We start from the raw sequence: 14,711 nt of genomic DNA on the forward strand, positions 1-14,711 counted from the left end.
CCGGTGTTCGCCCGTGGCTGCCGGACGTTTGCCGGGCAGGCTGATGTTTGCCGGGCAGGCTATTGCCACAGCGATCATGCCGAGGCAGGCTGAGGGGCATCGGTGGCGTCACCGAGGCGCTGCCCCCGCTCAGAGGAGGTGGATCGAACGTGTTCGCACGCTCTAGCACGATTCAGGCGCAGCTGTCCTCTATCGATGCCGGGATTGCTTACATGCGCGATGAAGTGATGTCCGAACTGGCGGACATGCCCGGTTGGGTGGGCCTGTCGCTGCTGGTCGACCGACGCTCCGGCCGGTGCATCGCCACGACGGCGTGGGAAACGGAAGAAGCGATGCGCGACAGTCAGGGTCGAGTTCGCTCGATTCGTGATCGCGTGGTCGAAATGTTCGGGGGTGGCGGCCCGCTGGTCGAGGAATGGGATATCGCCGTTCTGCATCGGGACCACCTCGCGCAGGAGGGTGCCTGCGTGCGCGCGATCTGGACCCGGACCACTCCGGGTCAGCTCGACTCGGCCATCGGAATCTACCGATCTGTTGCCCTGCCGGGCATGGAAGGGCTGGAAGGGTTCTGCAGTGCCAGCCTCATGGTCAATCGGACAACCGGGACCGCCGTCTCGTCTGCCTCGTTCGACAGCGCCGAGGCCATGGCCCGCAACAGCATGGAGGCCGCGGATCTCCGGGCATCCACAACCCAGCAGGCCGGCGTCGAAGTGACCGACGTCGGTGAGTTCGAACTGGCGCTCGCGCACCTGCGCGTCCCCGAGTTGGTGGGTTAACCCGCACGGGGCGGCGCCGGCACTCCGGCGCCGCCCGTCCGAGGGTCCGGAGTGTGAGAGGGCGGGCATCCGGACAACGGGCCACCGAAGCCCATCGCCTTCACCGCCCGCGCCCGGGTGATCTCCCGCCCCGAACCGGCCAATTGGTTCTCCCGTCTGCCTTTCTGTGATTTCGATTGGGGCGCAGACGATTACCACGATGCGAGCCCCGGCCCCGAAGAGCTCCACCGCCGGATGTCCACGCCCGGTTGGGAATACGAAGCCGCGGATCGCGAGACGCAGTGCGACTATGGGACCGAGGGCCTCGATCAGGTTCTCGACCAGCTCGAACGCACCGCCCAGTCGCCGAGGGGATACCGATGTTGCCTGTCATCTACTCGATGAGCGTGTCGCTGGATGGTTTCATCGCAGGACCGGGTGGTGACATCAGCTGGACCGCTCCTGACGCGGAGCAGATGCGATTTCACCTCGAGCAGACCCGTGACATCGCCGCTCACCTGTGCGGACGCCGTCTGTATCAGGAGATGCTGGTGTGGGAGACGGCCGAGCAAACCATGTCCGGCGACGCGGAATTGGAGTTCGCCCGGATCTGGCGGCCGATCCCGAAGGTGGTGTTCTCGCGGACGCTGAATTCGGTGGCGGGCAACGCGCGCCTGGCCACCGAGGACATCGTCACCGAGGTCGGCCGGTTGCGGGATCGGCTGGGCGGCGGCGTGGTGGCCGTCGGTGGGGCGAGACTCGCCGCGGCCGCTATCGCCGAGGACCTGATCGACGAATACCGCCAGTTAGTGCGACCGGTCATTCTCGGCAGCGGCACCCCGTACTTCCCGCCGCTGGACAAGCACCTCGACCTGCGACTGATCGAGTCACGGACAGTGGGCTCCCAGGTCGTCTACCTTCGCTACCAACGCATGCGCTGAGTTCGGTCATCGATCAAGACCGATTCGCCGATGTGTGACGATCCGGGGCTCAGCCGAGTCGGGTGTCAGCGCAGGTTGCGGTCGAACAGGTCCAGCAGTTCGCGGTAGTGCCGTTCGGCGGCCTCGGCGTCGTAGGCGGACGTGTCGGCCTGGGTGTAGCCGTGCTGCGCGCCTTCATAGACCTCGGTGCGGTGGCGGACGCCGGCGGCATCGAGTGCCTTGTCGAACTGGGCAATATGCTCCGGAGTCATGTGGTGATCCTCGCCGGCGTGGGCGAAATACAGCTCCCCCGTGATGTTTCCGACGGTCAGGTGCGGACTTTCCGGACTGTCGGTGACGAGCGGTCCGCCGTGGAATCCGGCCACCGCCGCGACCCGATCGGGGAACATGGCGGCGATCATCACCGCCAGCCGCGCACCCATGCAGTAGCCGGTGAGACCGGCCTTGCCCGGCGCGACCTGCGGCGATGCTGCCATCCAGTCGAGGTAGGCGCCCGCGTCGGAACGCATTCGCTCCGGAGTCAGCTCGCGGATCATCGGGAAGACCTGCTGGAAGATCTCCGGCCGCTCCGACGGGTCGATGAAGTCCGGCAGCTCGATCACCGGTGCACGCCCGTGCCGGTAGAAGGCGTTGGGCAGCAGGACGGTGTAGCCGTGGGCGGCAATACGATCGGCCAGCGACCGCAGGCTCGGCCGCAGCCCGAACCCGTCCTGGATCACCAGCACTCCCGGATGGGCCGCGCCATCGTCGGGATGGACGACGTACGCGTCCGCGATACCGTCCGGCGTCCGAACGTCGACCGACATCCCGTGCACAGCGGTCACCGTTGAATCCTCCTGTCGCGCCCCCCTTTCGAACGTACCTCATTCAAGATCGGCCGATTCGACTCGGCGTCGAGCAGACCCGAGTGCCGCGGCGCGTACGTCGACACCAAACACCGGTCCCGCGCCTCGCCACCGGCTCGCGGCGTCGAACATCCGGTGATACCGCGCGGTACACGTGACGATCGCCGCGCTGTTCGCCGTTCGATTCCGCGGCGGGGGAATCACCCCTCCGGTTCCTGGTGTTCATTCGTAGCGTGAATGCACCGAATCGCCGAGCACACACGGGACTCATGACCGAGCAACTGACGATCATGGCCGTACACGCTCATCCGGACGACGAAGTCCTCAGCACCGGTGGGATTTTCGCGCGGTATGCCGCCGAAGGAATCCGGACGGTCCTGGTGACCTGCACCAATGGCGAACAGGGCGATGCGCCCGGCGGGATCAAGCCGGGACGGCCGGGCCACGATCCGAATGCGGTGCGAGCCCAACGACTCTCCGAACTTCAGGAGTCGGCGGCGCTGCTGGATATCGAGCACGTCGAGCTGCTCGGCTACCGCGATTCGGGGATGGACGGCTGGGACGCCAACCACGACCCCGAAGCCTTCCGGAATATTCCGGTCGACCAGGCGGCCGCACGACTCGCAGACCTCATGCGGCACTACCGTCCCCAGGTGGTCGTCACCTATGACGAAAATGGCAACTACGGCCACCCCGACCACATCCAGGCCAACCGGGTCGCGGTGGCGGCGGCATCGGCAACCGGCATCCCGGACAAGCTCTACTACACCGCGCTTCCGCGCGAGTCCTCCCGCGAGATGTTCGCGGATCTGCGAGCGAGAGGCCTGATCGACTTCGAGCCGCCGGACAACTTCGGCACGCCCATGGATCAGATCACCACCGTCGTGGACGTGGCCCCCTACACCCGGCGCAAGATCAAGGCGCTCGAGGCCCACGCCAGTCAGAGTGACAGCGTGCCGTTCCTCCAGATGCCCGCCGAACTACAACACACGATCTTCGCCACCGAAAGCTTCGTCCGCCACTTCAACCGCGTCGTCGCTGCACCCGCCCAGGAAAACGACCTCTTCGCCGGACTTCGCTGACCGGCGCAATCCCTGCCACCCATCCGTGACGGAGTGGCCGGATGTACCGGTCCACATTGCGGCCGATCATCGGGTGTCCGGTCGTGGTGAGGGCCGGCTGGCACCACACCGCCGAGCAGGCGGGCCGTTCCGGTATGTCGTATCCGACTGCGGCGGTGTCGAATTCGTTGCCGTCGACCGGTACCCCCGAAGGCGTCGGCGACACCGCGGGCGCGGCGGCGAGAGTGGAATGGTTGCGTTCGAGGGAGGTGGGGCGCGCCCGCGCGGGATCGCCGTAGGGCGCGATCCGCGCGGCATGGTCGCTGTGTCCGAGACCCGCCAGATCGGCGCCGATCTGCTCGTTGCCGCCGCGCACTGTCAGGGTGCGGACCGGCATATGGTCGCCCTCAGCGGGCGCGACAGGATCGTCACTTTGCGGTCGGTGTAGACGTACAGGAGTTGGGTATCCTGGTCCACTACGGCCTCGGTAATCGAGCACCCGGTTGCGCCGTCGCGGTCGGCACAACCGTGGCGAGACATACCGCGGCGAGACGACCGCCGTTCAGCCTGCCGCGTGCACGGCGTTGCGTCTCCTTATGATCCGTCCCTCTGCAAGTGATCTCGATCTGGCGGAACGCACGCTACCGCAGGGCCGGAGGACAACCTTCGGTTGTAGTGCGGGGCAAGCAATTCGCTAGAGATCTTTAAGGCTGCGCCCGTAGATTTCGAGGGGATCCCACACTCCGAGAGGGTGAAAGGCTATGGCGCTCCGCATATCCGGTCGCGCGATTACCAGCGACATGACGCCCGAGACCGCGCATCTGGTATTCGGTCCCGACGGTGGGACATGGGTATTGAGCTGGCTGCCGGGGTGGGATCTGACCCGGGAGCAGGCCATCGACGGGATGGCGCTGGACGAGATCCTGAGCGACCCCACCCCCGCTGACGGGGAGTTCGCGTTGGAGATGGCCGCGCTGCGGGCCGAATCGCTCGGTCTGCCGCTCGAGGATGCCGTGGTGCGGTTGTTCGCCCGGATCGCCGAACGGGATCGGCAGCAGCAGGCGGGAGCGGACGGGGCGGACGGGCCCCCGGGGAACTCCGAGGGCCCGTGCCGCACCGGCCGCCCCGAGGCGATCCACCCCCGTCGCTCCGGCGACACGCTGAGCCTCGCGCGAGGCGGGGAGCGGCCGACCGTGCGCATCGTGGACTCACGGCGGCGGCGAGCCGCCCATCCGATGCCGGGCGAGCCGCCCATCCGATGCCGGGCGAGCCGCCCATCCGATGCCGGGCGAGCCGCCCATCCGATGCCGGGCGAGCCGCTCACCCGATGCCGGGCGAGCCGCTCACCCGATGCCGGGCGAGCCGCCCACCCGATGCCCGGGAGCCGCACACCATTGGGGGATTTCTCCCTAATCAGCCCCGATGATGCGCCGTCGAGCAGATGTCGGTGATCGATTTTCGACGGGCATCGGGCAAACTCGGAGGCGCAAACCGCACACGAGCTCTTGGAGTGAATGAATGCGCAAGATCCTGCCTTCCGCCCTGCTGGCCGCCAGCGCCGTGGGCGCCCTGCTGGTGCTGCCCGCCGGCACCGCCAACGCCCTCACCCCGGCCTGCCAGGCGGCCAACGACATCCTCGCCAGCTACGGTTCGCTCGGCCCGAGCCCGCAGCAGAAGCAGGAAGCCGCCGACCGCCTGCACGCCATCGACGCCAGCGGCCAGGAGCGGTGGGCGATCGACAACTACGCCGACGCGCTGGCCAAGGGCGACGTCGCACTGGTCGGCAACAACGCGGCCATCCTGAACGGCGTCTGCCAGACGGGCCAGTAGTTCTTTCTGCTCCGCAGCACATTTCGGGCCGGGACACGGAAGGTGTCCCGGCCCGAAGTGTGGGGGCTCCGGCCCTCGACTCCGCTGCACAGCGCTGCACGGGAGGCTCGAATTCGGTTGGTTCCCAATACACCTCCGCGATACGTTTGAAGCTTCGCTCGGAGGGGAGGCTGAACGTGCGGATCAGGTTTACACAGCGGTGCGGAGTCGCGCGGATGGCGGGCGCGATCCTGTCGGTGTGCCTGGTGTCGACGGCGGTGGCGTGTGCTTCGCACACCCGCGGCGGTGAGGGAGCGCTGGATGCGGATCTGGTGCGCACCATCGACGAGATCGTGGCCACGCATCTGGCGGCTGGGCTGATTCCGGGCGCGGAGGTCGCCATCGTCGATCCGGCGAAGGGCACCTACATCCACGCGTACGGTGTCGCCGACACCGCGACGGGCCGAACGGCGCAGGTGCAGGACCACTTCCGGATCGGGAGCATCACCAAGACATTCACGGCCGCGGCCGTGTTGCGGCTGGCCGACGCGGGACGGCTGCGGCTCACCGACACCCTCGAGCAGTATGTCCCGGGCGTGCCGAACGGGACGACCATCACCCTCGCTGATCTGCTGGGGATGCGGGGCGGGGTGTGGAAGCTCGACGGCGACACGGATTTCGGCACGCAGGCTGTGGCGCATGCGCCGGACAAGGTGTGGAACGACGGTGACACCCTGCGCGCGATCATCGCGCATCCGGAACACGCGAAACCGCCGAATCAACAGACCAGCTATTCGAATTCGGAGTTCTACCTGCTGGGCCTGGTGCTGGAGAAGGTCACGGGCAAGCCGGTCGCGGAGGTACTCGACGGCACCGCACAGGATTTCGGGCTGCACGAGACCAGCTATACCCGGGATACGGCCGTCCCCGAACCGCACTTGGACGGGTACTCCTTCGACGAGAACGCCGCCGTCGACGTCACCAACCGGGTGCCGCCGTCGGTGTACGGCGCGGCCGGGTCGATGGTTTCCACGATCTCGGATCTGGCCGGCTACGGCCCACAGCTCGCTACCGGCACGCTGTTGAAACCCGAAACCTTCCAGGCCCGAACGCGATTCACGCAGCTGGACGGCGGGGACATCGGCTACGGCCTCGGCATCGCTCGAATGGGCCGGTGGCTGGGGCACAATGGAGCGGTCCTCGGCTTCACCGACCAGCTGGGCTACCTGCCGGACAAGCACGCCACCGTGGCGGTCGCGGTCAACCAATACGGTCCCGGGACTTCGCAGCTGTTGCCGGTCGATGCCGCCCTGCTGTGGTTCGACCTCGTCGACGCGCTCTACCCGGGCACGGGGCTGGTACCGGCCGCCGACCCCAAAGTCGTTGAGCCGCCGGTCCCGGCGGCCACGGAGGTCGACCAGGAACTGAGCGACACGCTGCGGACCGATCCCACCGCGGGAACGCCCACACTGCGCATCGCAGGGGACAAGAACGGCGACATCAGGAAAGCGTGGGCGGCCGACAACGCGACCGAATCGGCCCGCTACCAGATCCGCGATGTCCACCGTCTACGTCACGGCCTGCTGGTGGCGACCGGAGTCATGAGTTTCGGATCGCACGCGTTGCCGTTCGAGATTCCGCTCGTTCCCGAAGACGGTGCCTGGCAGATCGTTCCGAGCTGGATCTGCCAGTTCTTCACCGCCGCCGAACGCCCCGCGGCCTGCGATGCACCACCGACCCGCTAGGGTTTCGACTCGTCAGTTGACCAGGCGCGCGTGGTCTCCCCAATACCGTTCCCGCAGGTCGCGTTTCAGGATCTTTCCGGCTCCCGACACCGGCATGGCGTCGACGATCTCGACGCTGCGCGGGGCCTTGTAGCCGGCGATGAGCTGCCGGGTGTGATCGCGGATCTCGGCCGGGGTCACGGCGTGGCCGGGCTTGCAGACGATGACCGCGTGGACTCGTTCACCCCATTCATCGTCGGGGACGCCGATGACGGCGACCGCGGCCACGGCGGGGTGCGCGGCGACGGCGTTCTCCACCTCGGCGGAGTAGACGTTCTCACCGCCGGACACGATCATGTCCTTCAACCGGTCGACGATGTGCAGGAAGCCCTCTGCGTCGAGGTAGCCGCCGTCGCCGGTGTGCAGCCAGCCCGCGCGGAGAGCGGCCTCGGTCTCGTCGGGCTTGTTCCAATAGCCGAGCATGACGTTGCCGCCGCGGGCCACCACCTCGCCGACGGCACCCACCGGCACGTCCTGCCCGTCGCCGTCGACAATGCGGATTTCGCTGTGCGGCACCGCCTTTCCCGCCGAACGCAACCGGCCGGCGCGGTGCTCGTCGGGGCTGAGCAGGGTGATGATGGGCGAGGCCTCGGTCTGGCCGTAGGCCTGCGTGAATCCGGCGCGGGGGAACAGCCGCATGGCCCGCTCCAGCACCGCCTCCGAGATCGGGGACGCGCCGTACATGAGGTGCTCGACGCTGGACAGGTCGAATTCGGGCGCCCGTGGGTGGTCGGCCAGCAGCTGGATCATGACCGGCACCAGCACGCTCGAGGTGACCCGGTGCTGCTGAACGGAACTCAGCACAGCGACGGGGTCGAAGGCGGGGATCGTCACGTGGGTGCCGCCGGAGATGAGCACACCCAGCCAACCGGCCAGATCCGCCAGGTGGAACATGGGCGCGGCATGCAGGAACACCGCGTCCGGGGACATCAGGTAGCCGGTGGCGACACCGCCGAGCGCGGAGGTCATCAGATTCGCGTGGCTGAGCATGACGCCCTTGGGGAATCCGGTGGTGCCGCCGGTGTAGAAGATTCCGGCCAGCGCGTCACCGCCGCGGCGCGCGTCGGCGATGGGCTCGGCCGCGGCCATCAGCGTCTCGTACGACTCCATGCCCTCGGGCGTCGCGCCGTCACCACAGTGGATCACCGTGGTCAGTCCGTCGTATCGTTCCCGCAGCGCAGGCACCAGGGGTGCGAAGGCGTCGTCCACCAGGAGGACGCGGCTGTCGGAATCCGCGAGGCTGTAGGCGATTTCGGCGGCGCTCCAGCGGATATTGACCGGGTTGAGCACCGCGTCCGCCCAGGGCACCGCGAGCAGGTACTCGTGGTACCGGTCCGAGTTCAGCGACAGCATGGCCACCCGGTCCCCCGGTGCGACCCCCAGTCCGCGCAGCGCCCCGGCCAGCCGGGACACGCGATCCAGCACCTCCCGATTGGTGCGGGTCCGCTCGCCGCAGATGGTCATGACGCCGTCGGGCCGCTGCTGGGCGGCGCGGTGGAGCCCCTGGGTCAGGTACATCGGGTAACCCTTCGTCGAACAACTGTGGTCGGTGTCACGAGTATTCGCGGGCACTGTGACGTGCGCCATGGAGATGGGGTTCAATTCGAGGTCGCCGGATTGTTGATTTCTCCAAGACACCGGTCGTAGGGTCGGGGCACCATGAGTTCGAGTCGCGCGACCGCGAAACAACGGATGATCACCGGGGTCCTGGACCGCGTCCCCGAGGCGTCCGAGCGCGTGGTCGCCCGCGCCCGGGCCGAGATGCCGGTCTACGCCCGCCTGTCCGCGACAACCGTTGTCCGCAGCACCGAAGCCATTCTGGAGCGGCTGGCCCGGGCTCTGCTCGACTCCCGCCCGCTGCTGGCCGACGACCTCGACGCCCTTGGGGATTTCGGTGCAACCCGTGCCCGCCAGGGCATTTCACTGGCCGACGTGCAGAGCGGCTGGCGCATCGCGGTGCGCGAGATCCTGGCCGAGCTGACCGCGGCCGCCCATGCCGGCAAGGTCCCCGACCGGGTGCTGCTGGAGTCCATCACCGACCTGCTCGACCTCGTCGACCAGGCCTCCATCGCCTTCAGCTCCGCCCATCGCGAGGTCGAGATCGCGCTCGCCCGCCATGACGAGCAGTTCCGCGCCGAGGCCACCCGCGCCCTGCTGCTGGGCACGATCGGTCCCGCGGAGCTGCAGATTCGTGCCCAGCAGCTCGGTCTCGACGTCGACGGCGAGTACCGCGCGTACCGGGCGCGTCCGGACGAGGGACCGACAGCTCCTGCGCTGCAAGGGATCTCGACCTCACGTGGGTTCGCCACCACGGTGGACGGCGATCTCGCGGGCTTTGTGGAAAACTCCAGCAGGCTCGAGGGGTCGCGCCTGATCGCCTACGGCCCCGCCACGCGGATCGCGGATCTGGACCGCTCCTTCCGCCTGGCCACCCGGGTCCTCGCCACCGCTCAGCTGTTCGACCTCACCGGCCCGCTGGACCTCGATCGCGTCGGATTGCTGCCCGCGATCGCCGCCGACACCGAGCTGGGCGCCGAGCTCGTGCGCCGCTACCTCGACCCGCTCGGCTCCGGCGAGGCCGCCCGCACCCTGATCGACACCGCCGAGTGCTTCCTCGACACCGGCATGCGAGTCGACGTCACGGCCGAGCGACTCATCGTGCACCCCAACACCGTTCGCTATCGCCTGTCCCGTTTCGAGGACTTGGCCGATACCGACCTGCGCGGCGCGGGCACCGCATTACAGGTCTGGTGGGCGATCCAGCACCGCCGAGCGACCGGTTGAGGACGTTACTCAGCGTGGACGACCGTAGGCGATCTCGGCGAATTCCGGCCAGCGACCGGCGTTCGCGTGCGGCACGCACACCCAGTCCTCCATCGGCCGATGCCGCGACGACGGATCGAACAGCTCGGCACCGGGCAACTCCAACGCACGACCGAGCCCGGCACCGGGGTGTGGAAGCCGATCACGCCCGCCTGTCGCACGAATTTCCCGGCCGCGCTTTTGGTTCGCGGCGATGGCCGCCGAACTCGGGACTGGAATCAGGCGAGCGAACGTGGGTATAGTTAGCACACGCAAGTAGTTGCACGTGCTAAGTAAGTGTGAGAAGGAACCGATCATGGCTCTCACCGCCCACGATCCCGACACCACCACCGACCTGTCGGACGCCGGGGCTCTGGGGGATGCCGACGCGCTAGGGGCGCAACTGGTTCGGCTCCTCCGAGCCGTCGGTCGGGCCAAGCATCGGGTGATCAAACACGGTCCCGAAGGACTCGAACAGCTGGCCTACGCCATGCTGTTCACTCTGGTCCACGACGGGCCGCAACGCACCGGGAAACTCGCCGAGCTGTTGCACGCCGAGATCTCCACCATCAGCCGGCAGAGCCGGAACCTGGTGCGCCACGGGCTGGTCGAGCGCGGCGCCGATCCGATCGACGGACGCGCGTGCGTGCTCAAGGCCACCGCCGACGGGGAGCGCGTGTTCGCCGAGAACCGGCGGCTGCGCAATCTCTGGATCGCCGAAATGGTGGCCGACTGGTCCACCGCCGACCGGGCAGCGTTGACCGGTCTGCTGGCGCGGCTCGTGGACGGCATCGAAAAGACCACCGCAACAATCGATTCGAAACAGGGCATCGACACATGACAACAGCGACGACCGACGCGCACGCAGGCGCACCGGCAGGCGCTCCACCCCAACTGTCGCATCGGCAGATCCTCACCATCCTGTCCGGGCTGCTGCTGGGCATGTTCCTGGCCGCGCTGGACCAGAACATCGTCAGCGTGGCGATCGTCAAGATCGCCAACAGCCTGCACGGGTTCGACCAGCAGGCCTGGGCCACCACCGCCTACCTGATCACGGCCACCATCAGCACCCCGCTCTACGGCAAGCTGGCCGACATCTACGGGCGAAAGTCCTTCTACCTCACCGCGATCGGTCTGTTCGTCATCGGCTCCGCGGCCTGCACCTTCGCCACCTCCATGTACGAGCTGGCCGGGTTCCGGGCCTTCCAGGGGCTGGGTGCGGGCGGGCTCATGTCGCTGGCCATGACGATCATCGGCGATATCGTGCCGCCCCGTGAAAGAGCCCGCTACCAGGGCTATTTCATGATGACCTTCGGTATCGCCACCGTGCTCGGGCCGGTGCTGGGCGGCTGGTTCTCCGGCTTCGACCACCTGTGGGGGATCGAGGGCTGGCGCTGGGTGTTCCTGGTGAACGTGCCGATCGGCGTGCTCGCGCTCGGTGTGGTGGCGCGCGTACTGAACGTGCCGCACGAGCGGCGTGACCTGCGCGTGGACTGGGGCGGCGCGGTGGCGCTGGCCATCTGCGTGGTGCCGTTGCTCATCGTCGCCGAACAGGGCCGCGGCTGGGGCTGGGGTTCGGGCAGGGCGATGGTCTGCTACGCCATCGGGCTCGTCGGCCTCGTGTTGTTCCTCGTCGTCGAGCACCTGATGGCGGACGCCGCGCTGATTCCGTTGCGGCTGTTCAAGAATTCCACCTTCACGGTGTGCATCGTGGGCGGCTTCATCGTCGGTATCGCCATGTTCGGCGCGATCTCCATGGTCCCGCTGTACATGCAGGTGGTGCGCGGCTTCTCGCCCACCAAGGCGGGTCTGCTCATGCTGCCGCTGGTGGCGGGCATCATGATCGGATCGCTGGTCTCCGGTCAGGTCACCAAGCGCACCGGGCGGTACAAGATCCTGCCGGTGCTGGGCACGTTCATCATCGCCTGCGGCGGTGCGCTGTACGCGACGGTGCATTACGACAGCGCGCTGTGGCAGCCGCTGGTCTACGGCGGCATCATCGGTCTCGGGCTGGGTGGCTGCATGCAGACGCTGATCATCGCGGTGCAGAATGCCGGGCCGCGTTCGGATATGGGTGTGTCGACCGCGGCGGCGACCTTCTTCCGGCAGGTCGGCGGCACGCTGGGCGTCGCGGTCTTCCTGACGATCCTGTTCAACCTGTTGCCGCACAAGATCACCGACGCGTTCGGCGGACACCTGCCGCCCGGATTCTCGGCCGACAAGCTCTCCAGCGTGCAGTCCAATACCGCGGGCATCGCGGCGCTGCCGGCCCAGGTACGCGACCCCATTCTGATCGGGTTCACCAACTCGATGCACGGCGTGTTCTGGGCCGCGGCGGGAGTGGCCCTGGTGGCCTGCATAGTGCTGCTGTTCATGAAGGAGATCCCGCTCCAGGAGGCCCCGGCCGCTCCGGCCGAGGGCACCGATCCCCGTGCCGCGCAATCCGATCCGGCGGTCGCGGCGCAGGAGGCCGAGGCCGAGTGGGCCGAGGATCAGGTATGGGAGGGTGCGGCCCAGGCGATCTCCCAGCCCGAGCCGGTGCTGGCCGCGGCCGCGGCGGCGCACAGCTCGATTGTCAACGGGCACAGCGTCATCGCGAACGGCCACGCGCTGCCGGCCGGTGAGCAGGCGGCGACGGCCGACGACCGGGTGGCGCAGCGGATCGCGACGGCCGCACTCGGCGGGGCGGACGGCTCGTCGATCGGCGGCCGGATCCGGCGGCCGGACGGCAGCCCTGTCCCCGCTGCGGCGCTCACGCTGATCGATCAACGCGGGCATCAGGTTTCGCGCGCCACCGGCGGTGACGACGGCCGCTATCGCATCGACTCGCCTGCTACCGGCAGCTATGTGCTCATCGCTTCGGCGAACGGGCACATGCCGACCGCGGTGAACGTGTCGATCAACGGGCGGTCGCCGGAACTGGATCTCACGCTGGAGGGCTCGGGCGAACTGTCCGGCACCGTGCGCACCGCAGGCGGCGAACTGCTTGCGGGCGTGACCATTACGGTAACCGACCTGCACGGCGAGGTGGTCGGCGCGGCCATGTCCGGTGACGACGGCGGTTATGTCTGTCACGGCGTCGGAGCCGGTACGTACACCCTGGTGGCGGCGGCCGAACGACTGCGCCCGACGGCCACTGCACTGGTGGTGCCCGCCGGTGGCCTGCTGCGCTACGACATCGAACTGACCCCGACGGCGACGCTCACCGGCACGGTCCGGGGCGACGGCCAGGCGGTGGCGAACGCTGAGGTCACCGTGCTGGACGCGGCGGGTACTCCGGTCGGGACCACCCGCACCGACGCGGACGGCCACTACACGCTCACCGATCTGGACGCGGGCGCATACACCGTCGTCGCCCGCGGCTATCCGCCGGTGACCAGCCGGGTGACCGTGCTCGGCGGCGAGGTCGAGCACTCTGTCGAGCTCCGCTACGACCTGGAAAGCACCGAGCCCGAACGGGTTCCGGCCGAGCACGACGAAACCGAGTTCTCCGCAACCGGTTCCGGTCCGGCCGCGGAGTCGTCGTGACCGGCCTGACCGCCGCGATTCGCAATCCGGAGGGCTGGCCGGTCGCCGAGGCGGTACTCACCGTCACCGACCTCGACGGCCACCAGCTCGCCCAGGCCGCCGCCGATGCGACCGGGGCGGCGGCCACCGCGCCGCTGCCCCCGGGCACGCACACCGCGGTCGTCACCGCGCCCGGCCACCAGCCGGTCGCCCTGATCGCCCGCATCTCGGCCACCGGCGCGGGCACTCTCGGCGAAATCCGCCTGGAACGCTCCGCCGATGCGGTCACCACCCCACCCCCGGGTCCCTGGACCATCGACCCGGCGCACTCCACCGTCCTGGTCACCGCCCGCCACCTCGGCATCGCCGGCATCAAGGCCCGCTTCGCCGAGGTCGGCGGCCGCCTCGACATCGCCGAGATCTTCGAGCGCACTACCGGATACGCGGAAATCAAGGCCGCCACCGTCGACACCGGCATCGCCATGCGCGACGACCACCTGCGGTCGGCGGACTTCCTCGATGTCGAGCGCTATCCGCTGATCACCTTCCGTGGCACCGGATTCCACCGCACCGGCCCTGCCAGCTGGTCGATGCCCGGCGCCCTGACCCTGCACGGCCGCACCCGCCCCACGGAACTCACGGTCAACTACGGCGGCTACGGCCCCGACCCGTGGGGCGGCGTTCGCGCGGCATTCCACGCCGAAACCCTCCTGCACCGGGAGGATTTCGCGCTCGACTACAACGTCATGGTGCAGGCGGGCATCGCCGCGGTGGGCACCACCGTCCGTATCGAATTGGACATAGAACTCGTCCAGGGAGACCGGCTACCCGCGATGTAGCGTGGAAACGACTGGGAGGCAAGGTAATGTGCCTTCGAGATAAATGTTCAATTGCGTTATCGCATACCTTCTCCCGTTGACGGAACAAGGTGCACAGGTACTAACCGATCGATATGTCTACCCGGTGAACATGGGGACATCCCCGGCCCCGAGAAGTCGGAATCCGGGGATGCCACAGTTTCCACGCAGCTCCTTCCAGCCATGCGGAGACGTCAGTCCCTTGGTCTCAGATGCACCAGACCACACTGCCCAGGGGGAAGCAGATAGCAACTGATCCATCCGCAGGAGTAACCGCGGTCGACGTCGAACTAGGCGTTGCGGCCGAAGCTGCCGGAGCTGCGATAGCGCCCAGCGGCAAGGCAATAGCG

At 68.1% G+C, this 14,711-nt stretch carries 14 protein-coding genes; 10 read left to right on the forward strand and 4 right to left on the reverse strand.

Going from position 1 to position 14,711, the window contains the following annotated elements:
- Positions 1 to 149 precede the first annotated feature (149 nt).
- Both ABZ909_RS11650 and ABZ909_RS11655 read left to right on the forward strand, forming a co-directional pair.
- Entirely contained in the window at positions 150 to 776 is a 627-nt protein-coding gene (locus tag ABZ909_RS11650) for a hypothetical protein (RefSeq protein ID WP_356998515.1), read from the forward strand.
- Between the two features lie 359 nt (positions 777 to 1,135).
- Positions 1,136 to 1,696, forward strand: coding sequence for a dihydrofolate reductase family protein (locus ABZ909_RS11655; RefSeq protein WP_356997967.1), 561 nt, complete (start codon positions 1,136 to 1,138; stop codon positions 1,694 to 1,696).
- Between the two features lie 65 nt (positions 1,697 to 1,761).
- Here ABZ909_RS11655 and ABZ909_RS11660 read toward each other — a convergent pair whose 3' ends face one another.
- Positions 1,762 to 2,520, reverse strand: a complete 759-nt coding sequence (locus ABZ909_RS11660) for a dienelactone hydrolase family protein (protein ID WP_356997968.1) — start codon at positions 2,518 to 2,520, stop codon at positions 1,762 to 1,764.
- Between the two features lie 290 nt (positions 2,521 to 2,810).
- Between ABZ909_RS11660 and ABZ909_RS11665 the strand changes: the two genes are divergently transcribed.
- Positions 2,811 to 3,623 (forward strand): PIG-L family deacetylase, encoded by an 813-nt coding sequence (locus ABZ909_RS11665; protein WP_356997970.1) that lies wholly within the window; start codon positions 2,811 to 2,813, stop codon positions 3,621 to 3,623.
- On the opposite strand, the gene ABZ909_RS11670 is transcribed toward ABZ909_RS11665, so the two are convergent.
- The gene (locus tag ABZ909_RS11670; protein WP_356997971.1) at positions 3,565 to 3,999 is read right to left on the reverse strand and encodes a hypothetical protein; all 435 of its coding nucleotides are present in this window, start codon (positions 3,997 to 3,999) and stop codon (positions 3,565 to 3,567) included. The genes ABZ909_RS11665 and ABZ909_RS11670 overlap by 59 nt on opposite strands.
- 364 nt (positions 4,000 to 4,363) lie before the next feature.
- Here ABZ909_RS11670 and ABZ909_RS11675 point away from each other — a divergent pair, with 364 nt between their 5' ends.
- The 3 genes from ABZ909_RS11675 to ABZ909_RS11685 all read left to right on the forward strand — a co-directional run bounded on the left by ABZ909_RS11675 (position 4,364) and on the right by ABZ909_RS11685 (position 7,156).
- Positions 4,364 to 5,053: a hypothetical protein gene (locus ABZ909_RS11675; RefSeq protein WP_356997973.1), complete on the forward strand. Its 690-nt coding sequence runs from the start codon at positions 4,364 to 4,366 to the stop codon at positions 5,051 to 5,053.
- A 67-nt stretch (positions 5,054 to 5,120) separates the two neighbouring features.
- Positions 5,121 to 5,432, forward strand: a complete 312-nt coding sequence (locus ABZ909_RS11680) for a hypothetical protein (protein WP_356997975.1) — start codon at positions 5,121 to 5,123, stop codon at positions 5,430 to 5,432.
- Positions 5,433 to 5,647: 215 nt separating this feature from the next.
- The gene (locus tag ABZ909_RS11685) at positions 5,648 to 7,156 is read left to right on the forward strand and encodes a serine hydrolase domain-containing protein (protein WP_356997976.1); all 1,509 of its coding nucleotides are present in this window, start codon (positions 5,648 to 5,650) and stop codon (positions 7,154 to 7,156) included.
- A gap of 12 nt (positions 7,157 to 7,168) precedes the next feature.
- Here the strand turns inward: ABZ909_RS11685 and ABZ909_RS11690 are convergent, their stop codons facing one another.
- Complete coding sequence (locus ABZ909_RS11690) at positions 7,169 to 8,713, reverse strand: long-chain fatty acid--CoA ligase (RefSeq protein ID WP_356998517.1); 1,545 nt, start codon at positions 8,711 to 8,713, stop codon at positions 7,169 to 7,171.
- A 141-nt stretch (positions 8,714 to 8,854) separates the two neighbouring features.
- Between ABZ909_RS11690 and ABZ909_RS11695 the strand changes: the two genes are divergently transcribed.
- The gene (locus ABZ909_RS11695; RefSeq protein ID WP_356997977.1) at positions 8,855 to 9,979 is read left to right on the forward strand and encodes a helix-turn-helix domain-containing protein; all 1,125 of its coding nucleotides are present in this window, start codon (positions 8,855 to 8,857) and stop codon (positions 9,977 to 9,979) included.
- A 9-nt stretch (positions 9,980 to 9,988) separates the two neighbouring features.
- Here the strand turns inward: ABZ909_RS11695 and ABZ909_RS11700 are convergent, their stop codons facing one another.
- A complete protein-coding gene (locus ABZ909_RS11700; RefSeq protein WP_356997979.1) occupies positions 9,989 to 10,123 on the reverse strand; it encodes a hypothetical protein in 135 nt (44 codons plus the stop codon).
- Positions 10,124 to 10,313: 190 nt separating this feature from the next.
- Between ABZ909_RS11700 and ABZ909_RS11705 the strand changes: the two genes are divergently transcribed.
- From ABZ909_RS11705 to ABZ909_RS11715, 3 genes are read left to right on the forward strand one after another with little or no spacing between them, the layout of a single operon-like run.
- Positions 10,314 to 10,838 (forward strand): MarR family transcriptional regulator, encoded by a 525-nt coding sequence (locus ABZ909_RS11705; protein ID WP_356997980.1) that lies wholly within the window; start codon positions 10,314 to 10,316, stop codon positions 10,836 to 10,838.
- On the forward strand, positions 10,835 to 13,525 hold the full coding sequence (locus tag ABZ909_RS11710) for an MFS transporter (RefSeq protein WP_356997982.1): 2,691 nt from the start codon (positions 10,835 to 10,837) through the stop codon (positions 13,523 to 13,525). The genes ABZ909_RS11705 and ABZ909_RS11710 overlap by 4 nt, the downstream gene beginning before the upstream one ends.
- The gene (locus ABZ909_RS11715) at positions 13,522 to 14,343 is read left to right on the forward strand and encodes a YceI family protein (RefSeq protein ID WP_356997984.1); all 822 of its coding nucleotides are present in this window, start codon (positions 13,522 to 13,524) and stop codon (positions 14,341 to 14,343) included. Before ABZ909_RS11710 ends, ABZ909_RS11715 begins: the two co-directional genes overlap by 4 nt.
- Positions 14,344 to 14,711: the final 368 nt, after the last annotated feature.

It is taken from the genome of Nocardia sp. NPDC046763, from assembly GCF_040645495.1.
Taxonomy (GTDB): domain Bacteria; phylum Actinomycetota; class Actinomycetes; order Mycobacteriales; family Mycobacteriaceae; genus Nocardia.

What these genes read in the sequence shown, in the direction of transcription:
- ABZ909_RS11655 (WP_356997967.1), top strand. Translation starts at nt 1,136, where the DNA reads ATGTTGCCTGTCATCTACTCGATGAGCGTGTCGCTGGATGGTTTCATC.
- ABZ909_RS11665 (WP_356997970.1), top strand. Translation starts at nt 2,811, where the DNA reads ATGACCGAGCAACTGACGATCATGGCCGTACACGCTCATCCGGACGAC.
- ABZ909_RS11670 (WP_356997971.1), bottom strand. Translation starts at nt 3,999, where the DNA reads ATGCCGGTCCGCACCCTGACAGTGCGCGGCGGCAACGAGCAGATCGGC.
- ABZ909_RS11675 (WP_356997973.1), top strand. Translation starts at nt 4,364, where the DNA reads ATGGCGCTCCGCATATCCGGTCGCGCGATTACCAGCGACATGACGCCC.
- ABZ909_RS11680 (WP_356997975.1), top strand. Translation starts at nt 5,121, where the DNA reads ATGCGCAAGATCCTGCCTTCCGCCCTGCTGGCCGCCAGCGCCGTGGGC.
- ABZ909_RS11685 (WP_356997976.1), top strand. Translation starts at nt 5,648, where the DNA reads ATGGCGGGCGCGATCCTGTCGGTGTGCCTGGTGTCGACGGCGGTGGCG.
- ABZ909_RS11690 (WP_356998517.1), bottom strand. Translation starts at nt 8,713, where the DNA reads ATGTACCTGACCCAGGGGCTCCACCGCGCCGCCCAGCAGCGGCCCGAC.
- ABZ909_RS11695 (WP_356997977.1), top strand. Translation starts at nt 8,855, where the DNA reads ATGAGTTCGAGTCGCGCGACCGCGAAACAACGGATGATCACCGGGGTC.
- ABZ909_RS11705 (WP_356997980.1), top strand. Translation starts at nt 10,314, where the DNA reads ATGGCTCTCACCGCCCACGATCCCGACACCACCACCGACCTGTCGGAC.
- ABZ909_RS11710 (WP_356997982.1), top strand. Translation starts at nt 10,835, where the DNA reads ATGACAACAGCGACGACCGACGCGCACGCAGGCGCACCGGCAGGCGCT.